This is a genomic window from Dyadobacter diqingensis, from assembly GCF_024220585.1.
Classification (GTDB): Bacteria; Bacteroidota; Bacteroidia; order Cytophagales; family Spirosomataceae; genus Dyadobacter; species Dyadobacter diqingensis.
This window is the reverse complement of the sequence record NZ_JAMXKF010000002.1, coordinates 505,799-528,908: the sequence shown is the minus strand read 5'-3', so window position 1 is coordinate 528,908 and position 23,110 is coordinate 505,799. Positions and strand designations below refer to the sequence as shown.

At 44.3% G+C, this 23,110-nt stretch carries 18 protein-coding genes; 10 read left to right on the top strand and 8 right to left on the bottom strand.

All coding sequences use genetic code 11. The annotated features are described in order from the left end of the window. The 4 genes from M1L62_RS07790 to M1L62_RS07775 form a co-directional block, all read right to left on the bottom strand. Positions 1-1,971, bottom strand: coding sequence for a TonB-dependent receptor plug domain-containing protein (locus M1L62_RS07790; RefSeq protein ID WP_254412468.1), 1,971 nt, complete (start codon positions 1,969-1,971; stop codon positions 1-3). 77 nt (positions 1,972-2,048) lie between these two features. Further along, positions 2,049-2,393, bottom strand: a complete 345-nt coding sequence (locus tag M1L62_RS07785; protein ID WP_254412467.1) for a winged helix-turn-helix domain-containing protein — start codon at positions 2,391-2,393, stop codon at positions 2,049-2,051. A gap of 125 nt (positions 2,394-2,518) precedes the next feature. Next, the gene (locus M1L62_RS07780; protein ID WP_254412466.1) at positions 2,519-3,589 is read right to left on the bottom strand and encodes an NAD(P)H-dependent flavin oxidoreductase; all 1,071 of its coding nucleotides are present in this window, start codon (positions 3,587-3,589) and stop codon (positions 2,519-2,521) included. A 10-nt stretch (positions 3,590-3,599) separates the two neighbouring features. After that, entirely contained in the window at positions 3,600-4,109 is a 510-nt protein-coding gene (locus tag M1L62_RS07775) for a GNAT family N-acetyltransferase (protein ID WP_254412465.1), read from the bottom strand. Between the two features lie 112 nt (positions 4,110-4,221). Between M1L62_RS07775 and M1L62_RS07770 the strand changes: the two genes are divergently transcribed. Both M1L62_RS07770 and M1L62_RS07765 read left to right on the top strand, forming a co-directional pair. Next, positions 4,222-5,646: an aminotransferase-like domain-containing protein gene (locus tag M1L62_RS07770; RefSeq protein WP_254412464.1), complete on the top strand. Its 1,425-nt coding sequence runs from the start codon at positions 4,222-4,224 to the stop codon at positions 5,644-5,646. Positions 5,647-5,833: 187 nt separating this feature from the next. Further along, entirely contained in the window at positions 5,834-8,158 is a 2,325-nt protein-coding gene (locus M1L62_RS07765) for a S9 family peptidase (RefSeq protein WP_254412463.1), read from the top strand. 59 nt (positions 8,159-8,217) lie between these two features. Here M1L62_RS07765 and M1L62_RS07760 read toward each other — a convergent pair whose 3' ends face one another. Together M1L62_RS07760 and M1L62_RS07755 are read right to left on the bottom strand one after the other, a co-directional pair. Continuing rightward, the gene (locus M1L62_RS07760; protein ID WP_254412462.1) at positions 8,218-9,111 is read right to left on the bottom strand and encodes a DMT family transporter; all 894 of its coding nucleotides are present in this window, start codon (positions 9,109-9,111) and stop codon (positions 8,218-8,220) included. A 359-nt stretch (positions 9,112-9,470) separates the two neighbouring features. Beyond that, a complete protein-coding gene (locus M1L62_RS07755) occupies positions 9,471-9,908 on the bottom strand; it encodes a nuclear transport factor 2 family protein (RefSeq protein WP_254412461.1) in 438 nt (145 codons plus the stop codon). A gap of 282 nt (positions 9,909-10,190) precedes the next feature. On the opposite strand from M1L62_RS07755, the gene M1L62_RS07750 reads away from it, so the two are divergent. The 4 genes from M1L62_RS07750 (at position 10,191) to M1L62_RS07735 (ending at position 13,798) form a co-directional block, all read left to right on the top strand. Continuing rightward, a complete protein-coding gene (locus tag M1L62_RS07750; RefSeq protein WP_254412460.1) occupies positions 10,191-10,937 on the top strand; it encodes an SDR family NAD(P)-dependent oxidoreductase in 747 nt (248 codons plus the stop codon). Between the two features lie 179 nt (positions 10,938-11,116). Further along, positions 11,117-12,274 carry a Gfo/Idh/MocA family protein gene (locus M1L62_RS07745; protein WP_254412459.1) on the top strand — a complete coding sequence of 386 codons (1,158 nt, stop codon included), beginning with the start codon at positions 11,117-11,119 and terminating at the stop codon, positions 12,272-12,274. Positions 12,275-12,295: 21 nt separating this feature from the next. Next, positions 12,296-13,213, top strand: coding sequence for a sugar phosphate isomerase/epimerase family protein (locus tag M1L62_RS07740; protein ID WP_254412458.1), 918 nt, complete (start codon positions 12,296-12,298; stop codon positions 13,211-13,213). Positions 13,214-13,369: 156 nt separating this feature from the next. Continuing rightward, positions 13,370-13,798 (top strand): SRPBCC family protein, encoded by a 429-nt coding sequence (locus tag M1L62_RS07735; protein ID WP_254412457.1) that lies wholly within the window; start codon positions 13,370-13,372, stop codon positions 13,796-13,798. A 390-nt stretch (positions 13,799-14,188) separates the two neighbouring features. Here the strand turns inward: M1L62_RS07735 and M1L62_RS07730 are convergent, their stop codons facing one another. Next, positions 14,189-16,141 carry a M12 family metallo-peptidase gene (locus M1L62_RS07730; RefSeq protein ID WP_254412456.1) on the bottom strand — a complete coding sequence of 651 codons (1,953 nt, stop codon included), beginning with the start codon at positions 16,139-16,141 and terminating at the stop codon, positions 14,189-14,191. 707 nt (positions 16,142-16,848) lie between these two features. After that, positions 16,849-17,241: a hypothetical protein gene (locus tag M1L62_RS07725; RefSeq protein WP_254412455.1), complete on the bottom strand. Its 393-nt coding sequence runs from the start codon at positions 17,239-17,241 to the stop codon at positions 16,849-16,851. A 378-nt stretch (positions 17,242-17,619) separates the two neighbouring features. Here M1L62_RS07725 and M1L62_RS07720 point away from each other — a divergent pair, with 378 nt between their 5' ends. The 4 genes from M1L62_RS07720 to M1L62_RS07705 all read left to right on the top strand — a co-directional run bounded on the left by M1L62_RS07720 (position 17,620) and on the right by M1L62_RS07705 (position 23,042). Then, entirely contained in the window at positions 17,620-18,609 is a 990-nt protein-coding gene (locus M1L62_RS07720) for an alpha/beta hydrolase (RefSeq protein ID WP_254412454.1), read from the top strand. A 78-nt stretch (positions 18,610-18,687) separates the two neighbouring features. After that, positions 18,688-19,464 (top strand): alpha/beta hydrolase, encoded by a 777-nt coding sequence (locus M1L62_RS07715; RefSeq protein ID WP_254412453.1) that lies wholly within the window; start codon positions 18,688-18,690, stop codon positions 19,462-19,464. Between the two features lie 42 nt (positions 19,465-19,506). Further along, entirely contained in the window at positions 19,507-20,037 is a 531-nt protein-coding gene (locus tag M1L62_RS07710; protein WP_254412452.1) for an HD domain-containing protein, read from the top strand. A gap of 197 nt (positions 20,038-20,234) precedes the next feature. Then, positions 20,235-23,042, top strand: a complete 2,808-nt coding sequence (locus tag M1L62_RS07705) for a T9SS type A sorting domain-containing protein (protein WP_254412451.1) — start codon at positions 20,235-20,237, stop codon at positions 23,040-23,042. The last annotated feature ends 68 nt before the right edge of the window (positions 23,043-23,110 follow it).

The following is a 23,110-nucleotide window of genomic DNA, read 5'->3' as shown; positions in this document are numbered from 1 at the left end:
TTAGAAATGACTAAAAACAAGGTTGACAAAAAAGTTGCGTCCGGCCTCCGGAAAACCTTCGACCAAGGTATAATTGACGTCGAAAATGTTGTTCAAGCCAGCTTCGGCCGATATGAATTTATAGAGTTTTACGGATGCCTTTGTATTGACCAGGGTGTACGCGTTTGCCCTCGTTCCATAACTTGTGCTGTTGCGGCCGCTGTTATGTTCGACGCTTGCCACAATGTTCGCACGTTTAAGAAATGAAAAATCGGCATAACCAAAAATTTTATGTTCGGGAACGTTGGTGAAAAGAATCGCCGGATTGGTTTTATTCTTTCGTTTAATGAAGGAGTAATTGGATCCGATTTTCAAACCACTGACGATCTGATAATCGGCACCTGCTTCTGCTCCGTAGAATTTAGCCTTTCCTGCGTTTTGCAACTGGAATTTCCCCGGCTGGACATTGTCGACTTGCTGAATAATGTCGTTGATATCACTTCTGAACAGGCTGGCCTGCAAACTTAATTTGTCAGCAATTTTTCCTGAATAACTCAGATCATAGTTAACGGCGACTTCGGCTGAAAGATCCGGATTTGGGATTGCCTGACCCATGCGGTAGGAATAACGGTCCTTGATGGTGGCAAAACGGGTTTTTCTGGCAACGGATCCGCGAAGCGAGTGATTGGAAGTAACATCCCAAAACAGGCCAATCTGCGCGTTCACGGCATTGTTTTTACTATTGGCGAAATTTGTGATTTCTTTTGAAGTGGCGTTGTATTCTTCGGCTTTGTCTGCTTTTCTGGTGTTAAAACTGATACCCGGAATCACCGCTAGGGAAGGCAAGAGCTGATACGTGTTTTCAATACCGATTGAAAGCGTGTTGTCTATGTAAGACTGTACAGGCTCGCCCAGGTCGTGCTCCCGGTGCACATCACGCTTGTACTGCATGTTGAAACGGAAGACATTATTGGTGACCGCTTTGGATTCAAACTCAGCATTGCCACCGAGGGTATAATCATCATAAAAACTCTGAAACGCATAACCCTTGGTTTGTTTGACGTACGTGGTATCGTCGTAGCTGAAAAGCTGATTGACGAACGTGTCGTAATATAGCCTGGTTTTTACCTTATTTTTCTCACCCACAGCTGTATTGGAAATAAAATACAGGCTTTGCTTATTCCACTTAGGCCATTTCCAGAATCGTGTCGTAATTTTTGAATCATCACCAACATAAGGCGGCGTCCCTTTTTCTCCTTTTTGATTGACATAACCGATCACATATTCATCGGTAGCATTTGGTGTAAAACCAGCTTTAACGCTGAATTTCAGATCGTCACGGTAGGCATTTTCACGATCATCGGTCCGCTGATATTTTCTTTTTTTGAAGTCGGAGGATAGGGGGTAGGAATCTTGTTTTAACTGCGAAGCACCTACCTGATAAAAGAATTTGCCAAAACGGGACCCTGCGTTTACATTCCATCGATAACCGCTGCCGCTGAAAATGCCGGCGCGTCCGTTGATCTCAAATTTGCTTACGGGTTTTCTGGAAACAAGGTTTATGGCGCCTCCCATGGTATTGGCACCGTACAATATCGATGCAAATCCTTTGGAAACGTTAATCTCAGAAAGGTCAAATGTGGTAAAACGGCCCATATCCACGTAGCCATCATAAGGGACATAAACCGGGACGCCATCAATAAAAACCGGCACCTGACGAAGATCAAAACCGCGTACATAAACCACCGATTCATTCCGTGGCCCCACATTGGCGTTACTTACACCGGGAAGGATATTAAGCGCGTTAGACAGATCGGTGCGGTTGAATTTTTCAATACGAGCAGACGAAAGTTTCTGGCTGCTGTCTCTGAGGGCCGCACCTGGGATGGTCACTTCCCCGAGCTGGAAAGTCCGGTTGATGGGTTGCGGCGACTGCGCGAAAACATGGGAACAGACTGAGGCAATGATAAAAGGAAATAGATATTTTCTCATTGAAAGCGATATGTATATAAAGATATATCGCAAATATACAAAGAGCTGTTAATCCTGACCGGGATTTTTTTAATTTCTTAGATTAATGACAGCAACTCGCGTTCCGCTTCGGCAACGGCGGAAAGTTTAGCATCCAGTTTTTTGTAAGCCTCCATCACCTTTTTTCCGGTTTCGGTCACCTGTGTTCCACCTCCGTGTTGGCCGCCTTTTTGCGTAATTACATACGGACTTTGCGCATAGCTGTTCATTTCGTCCACCATCAGCCAGGCTTTTTTGTACGACATCCCCATCAGTTTTGCCGCTTTGGCAATAGAACCTGTTTCCTCGATCCGTTCCAGCAGTTCAAGGCGACCGGGCCCGAAAAACTTCATATCGTCAATATAGACCCAGTGCCTGAAACGTATTTTTATATCCTTGCTCATATCCTTTGAAAATTGCTCTGTCTTTTCTTTCCTGCAAGGTAGGCTAATATGGTTTTAAGTTTTTGAAATGGGTGGGAAATGTTGGGAGAAATACGGTAAACAATAGATGTCTTCATCCCGAACCATTATGTCGGATTTTCTAATTTCTCCACCCCCTCAATCAGCGACCTGAATATTTCGGCAGAGGATTTTTGCCTTGCCATACTGGCAGATTGCCCTGCCCAAAGTGTGGTGAGCTGCGTATTTCTCTGCTTTTGAGAAGCGATCCTGAGTGGACCCGTCAGTGTGTTGAGGATGGGGTAGGCCGGGTAATCCAGGGCAAGCTGCTGTACTTCGTCGTGAAAACTATTTCGGATGCCGCGTGCCCATCTCCCCGAAAATGCCCGGGTCAGGACGGTATCGGTATCCTGAGTTTTACTCAATTGTTCCTTATAGGCTGCAATCGCAAGGCTTTCATCACTGCCGATAAAAGCAGTCCCGACCTGAACACCCTGAGCGCCAAGAATCATGGAAGCTTTGAAAGGCCGTGGATCAGTGATGCCCCCGGCTGCTAGGACGGGTAACCTGATGGCATCCACCACTTGCGGCAAAAGCGAGATCAGACCAACCTGCGGGAGTGGCTCGTCAAACAGGAAAGTCCCGCGATGTCCGCCGGCTTCAATACCCTGGGCCGTCACGATATCGATACCAATATTTTCCAGATAGACCGCTTCCCGAACGGAGGTCGCCGTGCCGATGAGTATGATGCCTTGTCCGTGCAGGCGTTCAATACTGGGCTTATCCAGCACACCAAACGTGAAACTTACGATCGGCACCTGTTCTTCAATGAGCACATCAAGCTGCTCTTTGTAGGAGAAATGCCTGACCTGATTTAAATCAACCGGTGTGTAAGTAACACCATATTTTTCACTGATTTTGACTAATTGCTCCTGAATTGCCTGCGTTTGCGGAACATCCATGGTTGGGATATCATGGGCAAAGAGGTTTACTGCAAAAGGTTTATCGGTCAGTGTTTTTGTTTTTACAATCAACTCCCTGGCTTTTTCGGCAGACAAAAGGCCGATCGGCAGTGAGCCGAGTCCGCCTTCGTTGGATACGGCTGCCACCATTTCAGGTGTGGTTATGCCCAGCATAGGTGCCTGGACAAAGGGATATTTTATTTTTAATAACTGAGTTAATGCGTTATTCCAGTTCATACTTCAAAAGTTAAATAAGGTTTTTCAGTTTCAGTGCCATATAGTCGTCATCGTAGTATTTTCCTTCAAATTTGATCGCGTTGCGCTCCGTTCCGAAATGCTCGAATCCCAGGTTTTTATAAAGATTCTTTGCCTTTTCGTTGTGAGTCGCAACATTCAGGTTGATCTGTTCGATATCAGGTAGTTGCTCTTTAACCCGGTTTGTAACGTAAGTTATTAAATCATGGCCGATATTTTTTCCACCGTTTTCCCTCGAAACGTACATTCTGAAAATCTCGCCCTTGTGATGGAGTTTTTTACGACTTTCCATCAACCTTTGAAAACTGACAACCCCCATCAGGTTATTACCTTCATCCAGCATCGCCATGGTAAAACTGTAAGGTGTCCCCTGGGTTGGAAAATATTCCTCCCGTTGTTCGTCAGGACTGAGTTTAAAACAATCGGCGTGCCGGATTAGTGCTTCGCTAAAAAATGGATGATAATCGTAATTGTTTTCAGCTGTGATCTCAACGATGTTCATGGGCAATGGGTTTTTCAGGATAATAATTGGGTTACAAAATTAGAAGGCCCGTCTAATTAGTTACAGATACAGTTTTGTTAACTTTGATGGTGTCAGATTTAATTCAGGTTTCATGGAGGTTGCAAAGGATTATTTATACAGGGAAATTGCCCGGCAGTTTGAAAGTCAGATCCGGGATGGCGTGCTGAAAACGGGCGATAAACTTCCTTCGGTCCGTGAGGTGAGCCGGGAACGCGGCATCAGTATCAATACCATTACCCAGGCTTATCTGGAACTTGAAAGCCGTTCTTTGATAGAGTCACGGCCAAAATCAGGTTTTTTCGTTAGCTATTCCTCCAAGGGTAAGCCGTCTGTACCTGCGCCGAGCAGGCCTGCGTTATCTTCTCTGCACCAGCTGGAGGAAGATCTGATCGATAAGGTTTACGATAGTATGGGGGAGAAAAATATTACGTTATTGTCGCTCGGTTTCCCGGCAAAAGAACTTTTGCCCATTGCAAAACTGAATAAAGGACTGATGCACGCCATGCGCAGTCTCTCTGATAGCGGGACGGGATATGAGCCTGTGCCCGGCAATGAAAAACTCAGAAATGAAATTGCCCGCATGTCGTTTTCCTGGGGCGGGAATCTGAAAGCGGACGACATTGTGACGACACCGGGCTGCATCAGTGCATTGTCCTATTGTCTGACCGCTCTTACGGGTCCAGGCGATACGATTATCGTGGAAAGTCCGGCTTACTTCGGAATTCTTCAACTGGCTAAATCGCTTCGGCTGAATGTGATCGAACTACCTACGAATTTTGTAACGGGCATAGAGCTGGATGCGCTGAAAGATACGTTGGACAAAAAGCACATCGCCGCTTGTGTGTTGATCAGCAATTTTAACAATCCCTCGGGAAGTCTTATGCCGGACGAGCATAAAAGAGAGGTTGTGCGCCTGATGGCCTATCACAACATTCCCCTGATTGAAGATGATATTTATGGTGATTTGTTTTTCGGAAATCACCGGCCAACAAACTGTAAAACCTACGATGAGGGTGGTCTGGTTTTATGTTGCAGTTCCGTTTCCAAAACGCTTGCGCCGGGTTATCGGGTGGGATGGGTTTCGCCGGGACGGTTTAAAGATCAGATTATAAGGACCAAACTTCATCATTCACTTTCTTCCGCAAGCATTACACAGGAGGTCGTTGCCGATTTTTTGAAAAACGGACGATACGAAAACCATCTCCGGAAAATCAGAGCGACCCTGTATACCAATTACCGTAATTATGTAAACACAATTACTGAACATTTTCCAGATCATGTGAAGTTAAGTCAGCCGCAGGGCGGTTTTTTTCTCTGGCTCGAACTGGAAAACGGTTTTGATATGATCTCACTTTATGAAAAGGCCATGCAGTACAATATCAGCATTGCACCGGGCCGAATGTTTTCTTTGCAAAAACAATTTGAAAATTGCATGCGGCTGAATTATGGCATGTACTGGAATACGGAGCTGCAAAAGTCACTCGAAGTGCTGGGTATGTTGATCTCAAAAACCTGAGTTGCCGGAAACGAATTCCGGATAATCCGGATTTATTTAAATTGAATATTGGCAAGAGTCAAAACAGAAATAATAATGCTTCACCGGGACTTAGATTTGGGAACATGTTGCACATTACTGCATTGAAATCCTTATTTTGCGGGTTGAGTGAACAATTTACGATCCTGAACCAGGTAATAATATCCATATGAAAAAATTCGAGGTAACCCTTTTGTCCATGTTTCTGGCGGGTACCCTAAACGCGCAGCAGGTAACCACGCTGACCAAAGAAGATTATCAAAGAGCAGAGCGTTTTCTTGCTCCCAATACGCAAAAGTATATCGATAATGTCCCTGGGAAACCTACCTGGCTTTCCGGAGAAAAATTCTGGTACCGTACCCTGACGGCCGATGGCAGCCAGTTCATTCTTGTCAATGCGGTAAAGGGAACACGATCGGCGGCTTTTGATTATACCAAACTGGCCGCCGCTTTGTCCGGAGCAACGGGCAGAAACTACACGGCTTTCATGCTGCCATTCCAAACTATTACTTATGCACCGGATGGAAAGTCTGTATCCTTTGAAGCGGCAGACAGGGAATGGAAATGTGATCTGAAAACGTATCAGATCACACAGACAGAAATAGCAAAAAACGAGCTGAATCCGAGAGGGGGTATCCTGTCGCCTGACGGGAAAAAATATGCATTTATTAAGGATTTCAATTTATGGGTGCGCGATCTGGCCACCGATCAGGTTACACAGCTGACTACTGACGGGCAGAAGGATTTTGGCTACGCAACGGACAATGCAGGCTGGCGCCACAGCGACAGACCGGTTTTGTTGTGGTCGCCGGATTCCAGGAAGATTGCAACTTTTCAACAGGATGAGCGAAATGTCGGCGATATGTATCTGGTGACCACGAATGTGGGGCATCCGACACTGAAAGCCTGGAAATATCCTTTGCCGGGTGATAGCATTGTCGCTATGGTGCATCGTGTAATTATTAATGTAGATTCTCCCAAAGTAATCCGTTTGCAGGTAGCTGCCGATCCGCACCGGTCTTCGCTGGGCGATGATATCAGCCGTGCCGGTGTGCTCAACGATGCGGCATGGAATGAGGATGCAAGCCAGCTGGCATTTGTATCTACTTCGCGTGACCATAAACAGGAAAAAGTGCGGATTGCGGACGCGACAACCGGCACGGTTAAGGAAGTTTTTGAAGAAACTGTGGCAACGCAGTTTGAGTCAGGTCAAAACGGTATTAGTTGGCGTTTTTTGCCTAAGACCAATGAAATAATCTGGTACTCTGAAAGAGACAACTGGGGCCATCTCTATCTGTACGATATCAATACCGGGAAACTTAAAAACCAGATCACAAAAGGCGACTGGGTGGTGACACAACTTGTGAAAATAGACGAAAAGAACAGACTTGTCTATTTTATGGCGAATGAAAAAGAAGCAGGTAATCCCTACTATTCACATTTCTACAAAATAGGTTTTGATGGCAGCAATTTAACCTTGTTAACACCCGAAGCAGGAAAACATACGATCTCTCTGTCTGATTCTGAAAATTATTTTGTGGACAGTTATTCGCAACCGGACGTTCCGCCGGTGACGGTGCTGCGCCATATCAATGGTAAGCTGATTGCCCAGCTTGAAAAAACGGATGTCAGCAGACTGGCCGGCACAGGATGGAAAGCGCCGGTACCCTTTTCGGTGAAAGCCCACGACGGAAAGACCGATGTGTATGGTTTGTTATACACCCCAACGCAGCTTGACTCGACTAAAAAATACCCTGTGGTGGATTACATTTATCCAGGTCCGCAGGGAGGAAGTGTTGGTTCCTGGTCGTTTGTGGCGTCAAGAAAAGATAATCAGGCACTGGCAGAACTGGGTTTTGTGGTGGTGGAACTGGAAGGGACCAGCAATCCTGCACGATCCAAGCGTTTTCATGATATGAACTATGGGAACATGGCTGAAAATACGTTGCCGGATCAGGTTTCAGCGATCAGGCAGCTTGCTGCGAAATACCGCTGGATGGATACGACCAGGGTAGGGATGCATGGACATTCGGGTGGGGGATTTGCCACGGCATGTGCCATGTTCACTTATCCTGATTTTTTCAAGGTTGGGATATCGGAGTCAGGGAACCATGACAACAGAAATTATGAGGATGACTGGGGCGAACGATATATTGGTCTTTTAAAAGAAAACTCAGAAGGCGTATCAAATTATGAAGCACAGGCTAACCAGGTGCATGCCAAAAATTTGAAAGGCAAACTGATGCTGGCACATGGCATGATGGACGATAATGTGCCTCCTTACAACACCATGTTGGTTATTGAAGCATTACAAAAGGCGAACAAGGACTATGATTTGTTGGTTTTTCCAAACAGTCCGCACGCCTACGGTAGTTATGCGCCCTACATGATGCGACGCCGTTGGGATTATTTTGTCCGTCATCTTTTAGGTGCCGAGCCGCCAAAAGAATATCTGATCCGGAATGAAAATGATCCAAGAAATGCGGTGAAATAAGTAAAATGGATTTAGTGAAAAAGCAGTTTATCATCACGGTAAACTGCTTTTTTTATCGCTTATGGAATGCTGACAATCTGAGATTTTCTGTTTTGTACAAAAACCTTGGCCATTTGAAGGACAACCGAAAGGATGATCAAACCGAGGCCGATATAAAAGGGCGTAGTCAGTTCACGGTTTTCCTTGTAGATAAAAATGGCCAAGGCAATGGTATAAACCGGTTCTAGGTTAAAGCTCAGGTTCACGGTAAAGGCGGATATTTTTCTTAAAGCCTGGGTAAGCAGCATATACAAAACAACCGTACAGAAAAGCGAAAGCATCGTTAAATAAACGAGATCCTGTACCGAAGGTATCATCGAATCGACCGGGAAAAAGTGGAGATACACAGGCATCAGTACGGCAAGTCCCATGCTCCCGCCAATCATCTGGTAAACGGTAATGACTTCGCTGCCGAAAGTATGTGCCAGTCGTTCGTTTGCGATCGTGTAAAATGCCACGAGCAAGGATGAAATCACACCAAGCGTTATTCCGGTGCGATATTTTGAATCAAAACTGAAAATGAGGGCGATGCCGAGCAGGGTTAAACCACTAAGCAATAGCTCCGATATGGCAAATTTCTTTTTATTTAAAACAGGAGCCAGAATCGCTGTAAAAAAGCCCGTAAGCGAAAAACAAACTACACCAACCGAAATGTTGGAATACTTGATGCTACCGTAAAAGAATATCCAGTGAAGTCCGAGCAGAAATCCTGAAAAGGCAATACGTTTGAAATCCTGAAAGGAAACGGCTTTTAGCTTTTTCGAAGCTCCCAGGATCATGAGCAGTAAAAGCCCTGAGATCAGCATCCTGTACCAGACCAGAAGTCCTTCGTTGAGCGTGATTAACTTGCCAAACACACCTGTAAAACCTGCCAGTAAAATGGATATATGTAATTGAATAAAAGCTTTTCTCATTGTAAAAATTCTGTATTTTTTTTGACACTCCAATCCGGTACACAAACCTCGTCTTTGAATTGTCCTGAATTGATTATTTGGTTACTTGGATTATTTTATGAAAGGAAAGAGTACAGCTAATGCCTTAAAAAAGGTGTCAGACTACCCTGGGGATCGATTTGATTATGGAATGATTCGGTCAGGCAAAGTCCTTAAAATCCGCCTAACCGGTATGTTTACGTTGAAATGCATTTGTAAAAGGAGCCCTGATCTTATTGTATCTGTGAAGACTTTTACAAAAGTAGTTATTAAAGCAGAAAACTCAAATTGATGGTGGCAGATAACAGGAGCGAAATCCCGGATTATTTATAAAATTGTTGCTACTGTTCAAAATTATCAAAATACGTAAAATCCTGCGAGATCAATCCGTTTTCGATTTTAAAGATTGTGCAGATAGGCAATTCAAATTTGGAGCTGTCAGGCGCAGTGCCGGTAGACAAAAATTCAACGATGACGTGTTTGTCTCCGGATGGATAAACGGATATTACTTCGTCTTTTACATCAGGGAATAACTGGCTCAGTTCGCCATATTTTTTGATGATCTGTGCTTTTGTCTGCTTGACGACGCCCTGCCCAAGCGAAGGATCTTTAAACGCTGCGGTGTCCGAATACATGGCAGCCATCTTATGCCAGTCGTGTTTGTTAAAATACTCAAAATACTGTTTAACGAGTTTTTCGTTTTCGCCTGAATTTTCTTTGGGTTGGTTACACGAAAGAAGGGTAAGCATCGCTGGTATTACTAGCAGATAAATTTTCATGGCTTCGAAGGTTTAGTTATGAGTATGCCTAAGATAAATGTATCTAAAAGTTTATTAATTATCAATTTAAGAATATTATCGTTGCCTGTGTAGTAAAAGGTTTTCATTTTGGCAGGCCGGAAATGAAAAATTTGATGAAGATGAAAAAGTCACACGGATACTATAAAAACTTATACATTTACGTTGGGGCGAGATCAATGCATTTTTGTCGTCGTGGCGAAGGCGAGTTTGCAAACTCGTGTTAAGTTGCCTGAAAATTCTTTCATTTCAAAATAATATCAGATGAGCAGTTTAAAAGGAAAGGTTGCCATTATAACAGGCGCCTCGAAAGGAATTGGCGCGGGTATTGCAAAGAGATTTGCAGCAGCCGGGGCTGATGTTGTTGTGAATTATGCAACAAGCAAAGAAGGTGCTGATGCAGTTGTGAAACAAATTAAGGATGAGGGTGGGAGTGCATTGGCAGTTCAGGGCGATGTTGGGAATGCGGCAGACGTGAAGAGGCTTTTTGAGGAGACTAAAACAGCTTTCGGTAAGCTGGATATTCTGGTGAACAATGCCGGTACTTTCAAGTTTGAGCCTTTGGAGGCAGTAACCGAAGAGATTTTTCACTGGCAGTTTAATACTAATGTGCTCGGGCCTATCCTCACGATTCAGGAATCTGTCAAATATTTTGACAAAGACGGTGGCAGTATTATCAATATAAGCTCGATTGCCAGCGTCAATCCTGTTCTGAATTCAGTTGTGTATGCAGCCTCCAAAAGCGCAGTGGATGCCCTGACCTATGCTTTGGCAAAGGAGTTAGGTCCGAAAAAAATCCGGGTAAATGCTATTGCTCCGGGCGGTGTAGAAACCGAGGGTACTCACCAGGCTGGTATTATGGATGGTCCGGATAAAGTAATGGCGGCGGCAACACCGCTTGGCAGGTTTGGACAGCCGGATGACATCGCCAGGGTAGCCGTTTTTCTGGCCTCAGAAGATGCTTCGTGGGTTACCGGCGAGCGAATCACTGTCTCGGGAGGGTTTAAATAATCGGATAAAATGTTATAGTTTTTTGTTGCAAAGATTATCAGTTGAGAAGTTAAGCCAGGCGTTATATTTAAGTGATTTTTGGACGTTAGCGTTGTTGTTTTCGGCGAAGTTTTTTGTTCTGCATCGCGAGTAAAACGAGGTCTTTACGCACTTAAAAGCATAGCACAAATTAACAAATCATGACAAAACAGCTTAACGTTGGTATCGTAGGTTACAAGTTTATGGGCAGAGCGCACAGCAATGCCTGGTTGAAAGCCCCATTGTTTTTTGACCTTCCGGCACGACCGGTACTGAAAATGGCGTGCGGCAGACAGGAAGCATCTTTAAAGGAATTTGCAGATAAGTGGGGATGGGAAAAAACAGAAACAGACTGGAAAAAATTGATCAGCAGTCCCGATATCGATATTGTGGATGTGGCGCTTCCGCAAGCCCTTCATTACGAAATTGCCCTCGCGGCAGCCCGTGAAGGAAAACATATTTTCTGCGAAAAACCATTGGCGATGAACAGCAAGCAGGCCGAGGAGATGCTGCGTGTTTGTGAAGACAATAAGGTAAAACATTACCTGAACCATAATTACAGGAGGACGCCCGCTATTTCTTTTGCAAAAAAGATGATCGAAGACGGCAAAATCGGAAGGATTTTCCACTGGCGTTGTGCTTATCAGCAGGACTGGATTGTGGATCCTGAGTTTCCGCTGACCTGGCAGTTACGAAAAGAAGAGGCACAGGCGGGGCCGCAATGGGATTTGAACTCGCATGCCGTTGATCTGGCGCATTATCTGATTGGGGACATCAGCACCGTTTCCTGTCTGACCACAAATTTTATAAAGGAACGCCCGCTGGCTGACGAATCGACTTCGGGCAATCTTTCAGCAGCTACGCTGGGCGACCAAAAAGGAGAGGTTACCGTGGAAGATGCTGCATTAATGATGGTTCAGTTTAAAAATGGAGCCATCGGTTCTTTTGAAGCGACCCGTTTTGCAACAGGTAGAAAAAACGGACTGCGTTTTGAGATTTATGGAAGTAAGGGAAGTCTTCTTTTTGATCTGGAAAGAATGAACGAGCTGCAATATTATTCGCTGGGCGATGAAGAGGGCACACAGGGATTTCGGACAATTCAGACGACTGAGGCCGTGCATCCTTACGCGGGAAACTGGTGGCCGGCGGGTCATATCATCGGCTATGAGCATTCTTTTGTCCATGCCGTTGCGGATTTTGTGACTGCTATCGTGGAAGACAAAACGATCAAACCAGATTTTAACGACGGGCTTAAAATTATACAGGTGCTGGAAGCGGGGCTTCAGTCGGCAGAAACCAGACAGCAGGTAGGACTTTGATTTAATCGGTTACCATGTGTTATGAATAATTACGCACGCCTGAAACAGTTCTGTTACTGTTTTTTTCTGATCTCTCTGATTCAATGTTACCCGTCGTACGCTCAAAAGCAACAGGGGACGGATATTATTTACGCGAGGCAAAATCTGATCGCCTGGTGTATCGTGCCTTTTGATGTCAAAAATCGTGGTCCGGTGGAAAGAGCGGAAATGCTCAACAAGCTGGGTATTACAAGGCTGGCTTACGACTGGCGGGAAAAACATATTGCAGAATTTGATCAGGAGCTGGATGCTTTAAAAAAGCATCATATTACATTACAAGCATTCTGGTTCCATTCGGGGCCGAATCCTGAAAATGACAAAACTTTACCCATCATTCTGGATGTTTTAAAACGGCACGGTATCAAGACCCAGATCTGGTGCATGATAAGCGGCATTAAGGATATGAAAAAAATGTCGCAGCTACAGAAAATCGAAGCTATGGCAAAACCCGTGGGGTACATCGCGGACAAGGCGGCTGAAATAGGTTGCTCAGTCGGGCTTTATAACCATGGAGGCTGGTATGGCGTGCCGGAAAATCAGCTTGATGTGATCCGTTATCTGAAAAAGCCAAACATTGGAATCGTTTATAACTTTCATCATGCGGAGGACGACATCACACGTTTTCCGGCGTTCTTTCCAAAAATTCTCCCTCATTTGATGGCCGTAAATCTGATGGGGCTAAAAAGCGGAAATCCAGTGAAGGTTGTACCGATCGGGCAGGGTGACTCAGAAGCGGAAATGATCCGTATTGTCCGCGATAGTGCCTACCGGGGCCCTGTTGGTATTATCAATGAAGACACGGCGCCCGACGCAGAAGTGGGATTGACGATGAACATCGAAGGATTGAAAGGGATACTGAAATCGCAGTCGGATACCAAAGCGCTGAAAACGTATCGATAGATTGGATATAGTTTGGACAAATACCTGTTCAAGGCTTCTTAGTCAGTTGTCGCAAAGTGCCTCGAAAATGTCGTATTTCGCCACAGTTGATTAAAAGCGTCCACGCTATCTTTGTATCATGACAACTCAGTAATAATCTTCAAAAACGACATACAAATGGAAACTGAAAACAAGACTGCGATTACTGTTGAAGCTACAATCAACGCGCCTGTTAAAATGGTTTGGGAGTTTTGGACGGAGCCGGAACACATTACACAGTGGTGCCAGGCATCCGACGACTGGCATGCGCCATTGGCCGAAAATGATTTGCGACCGGATGGGAAATTCAAAACAAGGATGGAGGCAAAGGACGGAAGTATGGGATTCGAATTTGAAGGGATTTACACGGATGTACAGACTTACAAGCTGATCGAATACGTGATGGCAGATGGTCGGAAAGTGAGTATCACCTTCACTTTTGACGACAGCGTAACCCACGTCTCAGAAACATTTGATCCGGAAACCATTAATCCGGTGGAAATGCAGCGGGGTGGATGGCAGGCGATTTTGGATAACTTTAAAAATTATTCGGAAGCAACGGTTTAGAGAAGCTTCCGAATGTTCATGGTATATAAAAAGCATTTTCGGGGTGCGTTTTATATTCTGCTCACAGGTACTAAAAATTAGGCTTACCACTCAGGTCATTGATTCATCAGTGACCTTTTTCTTTTACAAACGAAGGGTTAAAACAAGCTGACCGGTATTATAAAAACTTCTTTTTTCTGCTTCAACAGGCAAGAACTGTTTGATGAAATTAATAACATGAACAAACATCGAAAGATAAAAGTCACCAAATTGAATTTGTAATGCTTATGCTGAATCAGTTTTAAAAAATTGCAGAGGGTAATCGTAAAGAGTGCTGGGTATTTACTTGAAAATGTGTGTAATGATGTTCTTTATAGTTAGGTTAATAATGCTGATTTGAGATTGCTGCTGTTATTCAAGCAAAATTCGTTTCACTTCTGTTTTCTGACCCGAATCTTTGTCAGGAACTACATATAAATAATAGGTTCCGCGGGGCAGGCTGGCTACGTCCATCTGCGTTTTTTTGCTGTTGCCTGCTGCCGAAAATGAATTGGAACCGGAAACTGCGCGAACGATGGCCGATTTTTCATTGTATAAAAGGATTTCTTTCGGAAGCAGTTTATCAGCGCTTTCGCTTTCAAAATCGACACTGATCACGTCCCTTGCCGGGTTTGGATAAATATTGGCTCCCGTATTGGTGCATTTCCAGCTGTAAGAAACCTGGTTTGACATCGGCGTTGTTCCGCAGGCATTTGTTACCGTAGCCTGTACAAAATGGTTTGCACCGCATGTCCCCCCGTTGATACTGACTTCACTTTCAAGACCGCTTTTTATCAGCTTTCCATCGATGTACCAATTGTAAGTTCCGTAGACAACTTCTGTCGTATTAGCGGCTACAACGCCGTATGTATCAACATTGGTGATGGTTGTAGTAAGACTTGGTAGTCCAACGTAAATATTTTTCGAAAATGTTAACGGTGTTCCGCATACGTCAATCGTTGCAGTCAGTGTCACCAAACCCGATTCTGTACCCACTCTTTTAGCCACACCTGTGTTTTCGTTAATTGAAAGTATGGCTGGATCACTGCTTGACCACTCAACAGACGGTCCCAAAAGATTCATGCGGTATGTAGAAGTATTGGCGCATAAGGTAGAATCTCCTAAGATCTTAAAGTCGTATTGTGATGTAAGCAAGTTTTTTTCATTGGCAGCAATAAAGTCTTTAATTTCTTTCTGTGAAAACTCAGAGAATACGAGTGCCTTTTCAAGGCCGCTGCACATCACTGTTTTGGTGCCTGTGCTGCATCCCGACTTTGCATCGTTGGGATGTGAAGCATTGAAATTGTGGCCGATCTCGTGAGCGGTAGTTAGGTATTCGTTTGGTGTACAGTAAGTTAACGAGTAAGCCATCGCTGGATTTTTGCCAATTGTACCTGTATGTGCAATGCCTAATGTGAACGCATCCAGTACTTTGGCAGTGAACAAATGTGCTACGTCTCTTTTTACACCGGTCATATTTTTGTTCCAGTACTTGGTGAATTCGCCAAGCAGCTTTGATGGATCCGTCGAGGTGTATGGATCGTCAGCGGTAGTAAATACGTGCTGATACGTAACCATAATCCGCACGTTAAAAGTGCTTTGGTAAATACCGGCAATGATATTCATATCGTTCAGAATGCGGCTGTTTGTTGCAGCGCCATTTCTTTTATAGTACTCATAATCAGCCTCTGTGGCTACTTCCAGTATGCGGCAGGCAGAGGTAAAGGTAGCAGAAGTCCTTGCCGCACTTTGCCCTTTCGCCACTGCCTGGCTGATTGGCTCTTCTAATCCGCATTTTCCATCTATTGTATTAACATCTGCTACATTAAAAACGATGTAACGGTTTCCTGCGTCCTGCGTTTTGGTGATATCTGCCAGTGGCTCAATCGCGTAGTAGCCTGCTTTCCCGTCACTGATCACGCCCTTAATCTGGTTCTGATCTATATAAAGACGAACAAACTGGCTGGGATCGTCATTAACATATCCTGAGTAAGTATTACAGATCGTGGTTGATGAATCAGCCACCAAACCTTTATCAGTTGTCATAAGCGCTTTATAACCAACACTTCTGATCTCGTTTTGCTGAATCGTCAGATCAAGGGTCAGGTCGTTGGATATCGCCAGTTTTAATTTAGCCTGTAAAGGATTTTTCTTTACATATCTGTTCAAAGTCGCTGGTTCCAGTTGCAATACATTGAAAACCTTCAACCCGTCCAGTTTCTGGATTTCCGTTTTGGAAAGTTTTGCCTGCGAAGTAATTTGAGTAACGATCTGTGCGTGCGCTACCTGCGATAGGAATGCAAGTACAATTAATAACTTTTTCATAACCTGAGTAACTGATAAATAAAGGGATATTTCTAATGCAACAATTGGTAAAAGTGACTTATAACGATGCTTGAAATGCTGGGTAAATAATGAATAAAAGTTATTCTACAAATGGGGTCTTTTTTTGAACTTTTAGGTGGTTTTCGCCGGCCTTAATCTAAGTACTATAAGAAAATCGGAATTGCAATCATTTTTTTATACAATTTTCGTTAAAATATATACAATTCTACTTGCTTGTAGAACTTCTTAATTGTTCGGTTACAAGTGATTTATGTTGGTACTGTAAATGACGTAGTCGAAGTATAAAATGATCGTAACTTATTGATATCAAGCTTTTAAAAGTCTATTGGTTAAGAGGACTAATGAAGTTGCATGTAACCGTGTTGTTTGTATGTGATTATTAAAATGGGTTTGTACATTAATTCGTTCAACAAGATGTGGTTTTAATGTAGAAATTTGTCGTGCTGAATGCTATGAAATTTTAAAATTGTATTTTACCGTGAATTTAATTTAGCGTGATGGATCTGCTGCAAGGAGGTGGATTCGATGTTTTGGAAGCCCTTATAATTGTTTTGGGATTTCAAGTGTCAGTTGCTCAGGCGTGAGCTAGCGGAATGGGCCGGATTGACGATTAGGAACGGCGTGACAATGCCCCGGTTCAGGAAAATCCCGGGTGCAATGGAGGCAAAGTTTTATGTGATTATTTACTATCTGATATACTCGACCAAAGTTAATTCGAATGGGTCTGCGGCCAGGTCTTTTTCGGCAATGTCTGGGAAAGTAACGAGGTAGCCGCTCACTTTTACAGCCAATCCATTCTTTTTCGCGGCAGCTGGAAGGTTACATGGGCCCAGATAACCGGTATGAACTTTACCTATGCCCGTACTTTTAAGCATAAACAAGTCTCCTACTTGTACAACTTCTGTTGTATATTCCGTGATGACGCTGTCTACATTACTGCTTGACGGCCAGCTGCACGTAAGTCTTATATCAGAAGGGACAACTTCGGGTTCCGCTTTTTGCGGAACGGCTTTGTCACAGCCAGCTGTGCTCAGCAATAATGCAGTCAAAATTGCTGCATAAAAATAATACGACTTCATAGCGTTGAGTAAAGGGTAATAAAATTCGACGGGAAAGGTAGAATGATTGTGGGGATAATACAAGTTAATAATAAGATAGTTATTGTTGTCACCGTGATTAATTTATAGCGTTTATCACACATAAAAGAGGAGCGTTTATGGAATCCTCATATCCGGCTCCTTTTTACATCTTTGATTTATCGTTATTTCGGAAGCGTTGTCGATAATTGTTGAAATAAAGACAATTTTTCGAGGGTTTTGTTGAGTATAATGTATTGATATTAAGTGTTTTATATTTGTGGCACGTGATTGGTTATTCAAGAAGTGGGTGAGTGCCGCCAATCCGAAAGCATTCTCCGTCAAATTTCACCAATCAGTAAGTCTAAATCACTTAACCTTATGGCCTCCGAAACTATTTTACAAACTCAATCCGTTGACTATGCTTCCGATCCGCATCTTTCCAACGCAGTAAAGGAATTTTTAAAACCATTGAATGGTGGCGGTCCGCCGCTGGAAAGTTTGTCCATAGAAGATGCGAGAAATGTTCTTGTGGGAGCACAGGTTGCTTTTCCTGTCGATCTTTCTGGCATTGAAGAATCCGAAAAGACAATTACTGCCGACGGTTACACAATAACGCTGAACATCGTGCGACCGGCCGGTGTTTCTGGCGTTTTACCCGTTTTTATGTTTATTCATGGCGGAGGATGGGTGCTCGGGGATTTTCCCACACATAAAAGGATGGTACGCGACCTTGCCGTGCTTTCAGGTTTTGTCGGTGTATTTGTGAATTACAGTCGCGCCCCGGAAGTAAAATATCCCCAGCCTGTGCGTGAGGTGTATGCCGTAGCAAAATGGTTATCGCAAAATGGCGGTGAGATTAATGTGGATGGTTCAAAACTTGCAATCGTGGGGAATAGCGCGGGTGGCAATCTTTCTACTGCAACCGCCCTTTTAGCTAAGAAAGAAGGTGGGGCTGAATTTAAGGTGCAGATATTGTTCTGGCCGGTAACTGACGCCAACTTTGAAACGGAATCCTATAAGTTATACGGCGAGCAGCGCTTTTTGACTTCGTCGCTGATGCAGTGGATGTGGGACCAGTATATAACGCCTGAACAACGAAGTGAAATTTACGCCTCACCACTTCGGGCTACTTTGGAAGATCTGAAAGGGTTACCGCCGACATTAATTCAGGTGGCTGAAAATGATATTCTGCGGGATGAAGGAGAGGCCTATGGCCGTAAACTTGGTGATGCGGGTGTAGAAGTTACAACGGTTCGTTACAACGATGTAATCCATGATTTCGGTCTTCTTAACGGTTTGGCTGAAATTCCGCAAACCAGGGCATTGTTTGTTCAGGCTGCGGCTGAACTGAAAAAATACCTTAAATAAACCTCTATTCTCATTCAGTGAAACTGGCTGACTGTTAAGATCAGCCAGTTTTATTATAAAACAATACCTATTCAACTTATGAAAACAAAAACGATTTTATTTGTAACCGGTGCTTTTGTGACGCATCATTGCTGGGATGAGTGGAAGGTTTATTTTGAAAACAAAGGGTATAAGACGATTGCGCCAGCCTGGCCGTTTAAGGACGGAGATGCGGAAACGCTCCGGAACCGTCAACCGTACGACACCGATCTGGCGGCATTGACTCTTTCGGAGCTGGTGGATCATTATGCGGACATCGCGAAAAATCTGGATGAAAAACCGATCATTATCGGGCATTCCCTGGGAGGGTTGATGACCCAGATACTGGTTAGCCGGGATTTGGCTACGGCTGCCGTGGCCGTTCATCCGGTACCGCCTTTGGGTGTTTTTCCTTACGAGTTTTCGTTTTTGAAAGCGGGCTGGAAATCGCTTGGGTTATTTACGTCTTTAAAGAAAACCTACCTGATGTCTTTCAAAGACTGGCAGTATGCCTTTGTCAACGAGATGCCCCTGGATCAGCAAAAGGAGGCTTACGATAAACTGACGGCTCCGGAATCAAAAACGGTAGCCAGGGGAGGTTTGACCAGTGCTGCAAAAGTAGATTTTAATAAAAAACATGCGCCATTACTGATCACGGCCGGAAGTATCGATAACATTATTCCGCCGCATCTGAACTATCGTAATTTTAAGGCGTATAAAACCAATGGTTCTGTGCTGGAATACAAGGAATTCCCGGGCCGTAACCACAATGCTTTGGGGCAGCCAGGTTGGGAGGCAGATGCTGATTATGTGTTGAACTGGATTTCGAAGTACTAATATTCTACATCCATAAAATAGTTATTCGTTAATCATTCTTTTATGGACGATTCAAACCGTACTATTGAAGCGTTGCTTGAAAAATTCAGACCGGTTATCGGTCTGGATTTTTCAAAATACAGAAACCATATTTATCGAGTTTTTTTTAATTGTCTGCTGCTTGATTCCGACGAGGCGAACAAGGAGAAGTATGCCATCGCTGTGGTATTTCACGATATCGGAATCTGGACCGACCATACCATTGATTATTTAAATCCTTCCATAGAACAGGCGAGAATTTATCTTACTGAAATTGGAAAACAGCATTGGATTGAAGAGATTTCTTTAATGATATACTGGCATCATAAAATAAGTCGCTATCAGGGAAAACATCATCAAACCGTAGAGAATTTCCGAAAGGCCGACTGGATCGACGTATCCCTTGGTCTGGTTTCTTTTGGTGTTGACAAACGGGCGCTTAAAGAAAACAGAAGAAATATACCTAACCTGGGTTTTCATTTTTTCCTTATCAGGGAGACTTCAAAAAACTTTTTCAGGCACCCGCTGAATCCTCTGCCCATGTTTACGAAATAATTTTGACTGCCGACCGTCGATGGCTGACCGCTGACCGCCAAAAAAGCGATCGTGGTAATTTTTATTTTATTATTTATTCTTTGTTAAGTTATAATTAATCAAAAATTATAGGTGTGCGCATAGTTTTGGGGCTTTCCGGAATTGTAATCTCGTTCCGGACTTTCACAAATCAACTGTTAACCTTTAATTTTTGACGCATGAGAAAATCCTGTTTACTATTATTTTTGTTCATCGCTGTGCTGCAAGGGTACGGCCAGGTCGTATTGGTCGACGACTGCGAATCGCTCACCGGATGGGGCGGAGGTGGAAACACACTTAGTCTCGATACCGATAGTCCTGTTCAGGGCACAGCTTCTATTAAATCGGTTGGCGGAAATACCGAACGCTTTCGTAAAAATTTCACAGCTCCGTTAAATACCGGAATTTTGGCAAGTGAGCTTACCATTTCCTACCTTCAGTTTTCGTTGTATGTTTCGGATGTTACCAAGTTTTCAGCATCCGGCGGCCAGTTTGAAATCACCAGTTCGGGTGGACCTGATACCGATGAATTCAGTTGGGGAACGGGCAGTGTTAACCTCCGAAACGGATGGAATAACGTGGTGCTGCGGTTAAGTGGTGCCGGCAAATCCGGGAATCCGAATTTATCGGCAATCAACTTTTTCAGATATTACAAACCGATCACGGCCGGTGAAACGATAACCATCAAAATTGACAACATCCGTTTTACAAAAGGTTATGTCGGCAGCGATCTGATTGGCGCGCATATATTCAGTAATGCGGACCAGGCGACAAATTGGACCGGGTCGAACACCGTGCAGGCAGATAACAGCAACCGGATTCTGGGAGCGGCTTCAATAACGAAAACGGGTTCAGGAGCCGACTGGTTTATTTATACACCTTCCTCCGCCTTTAATTCAACGGTAGGTGAGGCAAACGGTGTCGTTAAGTTCTGGCTCTATGTTTCTGATATCAGCAAATTTAACGGACCCGGAAGTGTCGTGTTTACTTCTTCCGGCCAGGCAGGTATTGATGAATATAAGTGGAATATCGCCGGACAAAAGCTTTTGAACGGCTGGAACCATGTTTTTCTGAAAATTTCCGAAGCAGCAAAACAGGGGAATCCGAACCTTGGAGCCATTAATTATTTCCGGATTAATCAGCCCTTATCTGCTTCGATTACCACTAAAATTGATGAAATAGAATTTTACAATCCGGCCTCCGCATTAACCGCAACGCCCGCTGCCAACACTTTAAACGGTAAAGTGATGTTTGGATACCAGGGATGGTTTGGCCTGCCGAATGACTCGCAGCCGACCAACAACTGGTGGCTGCATTGGTTTGGCGGAGCGCCGCAACACAGCACGGCTACGGTAGATATGTGGCCATATCTGGCCGATTATCCTCAGAATGAACTGGCCGCAACAACCATGACCTACGCAGACGGAAGTCCCGCTAAACTTTTTTCAAGTTACAATTACAGTACAGTGGACGAACATTTCAAATGGATGCAGGAGCATGAAGTCGACGGGGTTTTTCAGCAGCGGTTTTTAGGCTACGCCACTACGTCCGATGCCCGTGTGCATCGTCATTTTGATAAGGTTATAGAAAATGTGCAGACTGCCAGCAGCAAATACAACCGGGTTTATTCCATCATGTACGATCTTTCGGGAGCTAACGCAACCTCAACGGAAGCCATTATTGCAGACTGGAAAAGGCTGGTTGATGACCTGGGTGTTACAAGCGAAAACAGTTACTTATGGCATAAAGGCAAGCCACTGGTAGCCTTATGGGGGCTTGGGCTGGCATCGGATCCGGAAGCAACGGCGGCGCGTTCTGAAAAACTGGTTCGCTGGTTTAAGGAGGGAGACCCGACCGACCCGACTGATGACCCCAAATACAGGGCTACCATTATGGGAGGTCTAAACGACAACTGGCGTACGCATTCGGCTGCCTGGCTGGCGGTTTATGATTTACTGGATGCGATCAGTCCATGGTCTGTCGGTCGTTATGGCGACGAGAGTGGTGCGAATAGTTTTGCCATTAACTCGGTAAGGCCTGATATGGCTTATTTACAGCCAAAGGGTATCGATTACATGCCGGTTATTTTTCCGGGTTTCTCCTGGTTCAACCTTCAGACTTACCGCAATAACCCCACCGCTGCCATCAAAAACTCGATTCCGAGAAATGGCGGAAGTTTTCTGTGGCAGCAGTCACAAAATGTAATCAACGAAGGTGCGCAGATGATCTATCTGGCAATGTTTGACGAAGTGGATGAGTCGACGTCATTTTTCAAGATGGCAAAGTTTGCAGACCACACGCCCAAAGGCGGAAATACCTGGTTTTTGTCACTTGATGCCGATGGTTATGATCTGACACCCGACTGGTATCTGGCACTGGCGGGTTATACCAAGAAAGTGCTGGCTGGAAAGGCAACGAATAGCTTATCGGTTCCGCTTTTCCCGAATGCCATCACGACGGCTGCCGGAACGCCGCTGCCTGTAACGCTGACCACTTTTTCTGTAACCAACGAAGTCAATAACGCCCATTTAAAGTGGCAGACAACGTCTGAGACGAACAGTTCCCATTTTGAAATACAGCGCAGCAGCGACTCAAAACATTTTAACAATATCGGAAAAGTTAACACGGCTCAAAACACTACAACTTTGCAGTCTTACAGTTACTCCGATGTTAATCTGCCGTCAGGAACTTACTACTATCGTTTGAAAATGGTGGATCTGGATGAAACAAGCAGTCTAAGCAGGATTGTGACCACGAAGATCATTTCAGAAGACATCGTGAACGTGTATCCGAACCCCGTGGCCCGGAAACTCACGATTAAATCGCAGACAAAAATCCTGAATCTGGACATTGTCAGTTCGTCAGGGCGAAAAGTGTATTCGGCCAGTCCGGAGAAAAGCGAGCTTGAACTGGATGTGACCAACTGGGCGACTGGAATTTATGTGATCAGGCTCAACGGTATTGAACGGAAATTTGTAAAACAGTAAAGAAAATGAGGTCCTAAGTCTTTTCAAAGGCTTATGACCTCATTTTGATAGGATACTACTCAGTTCTG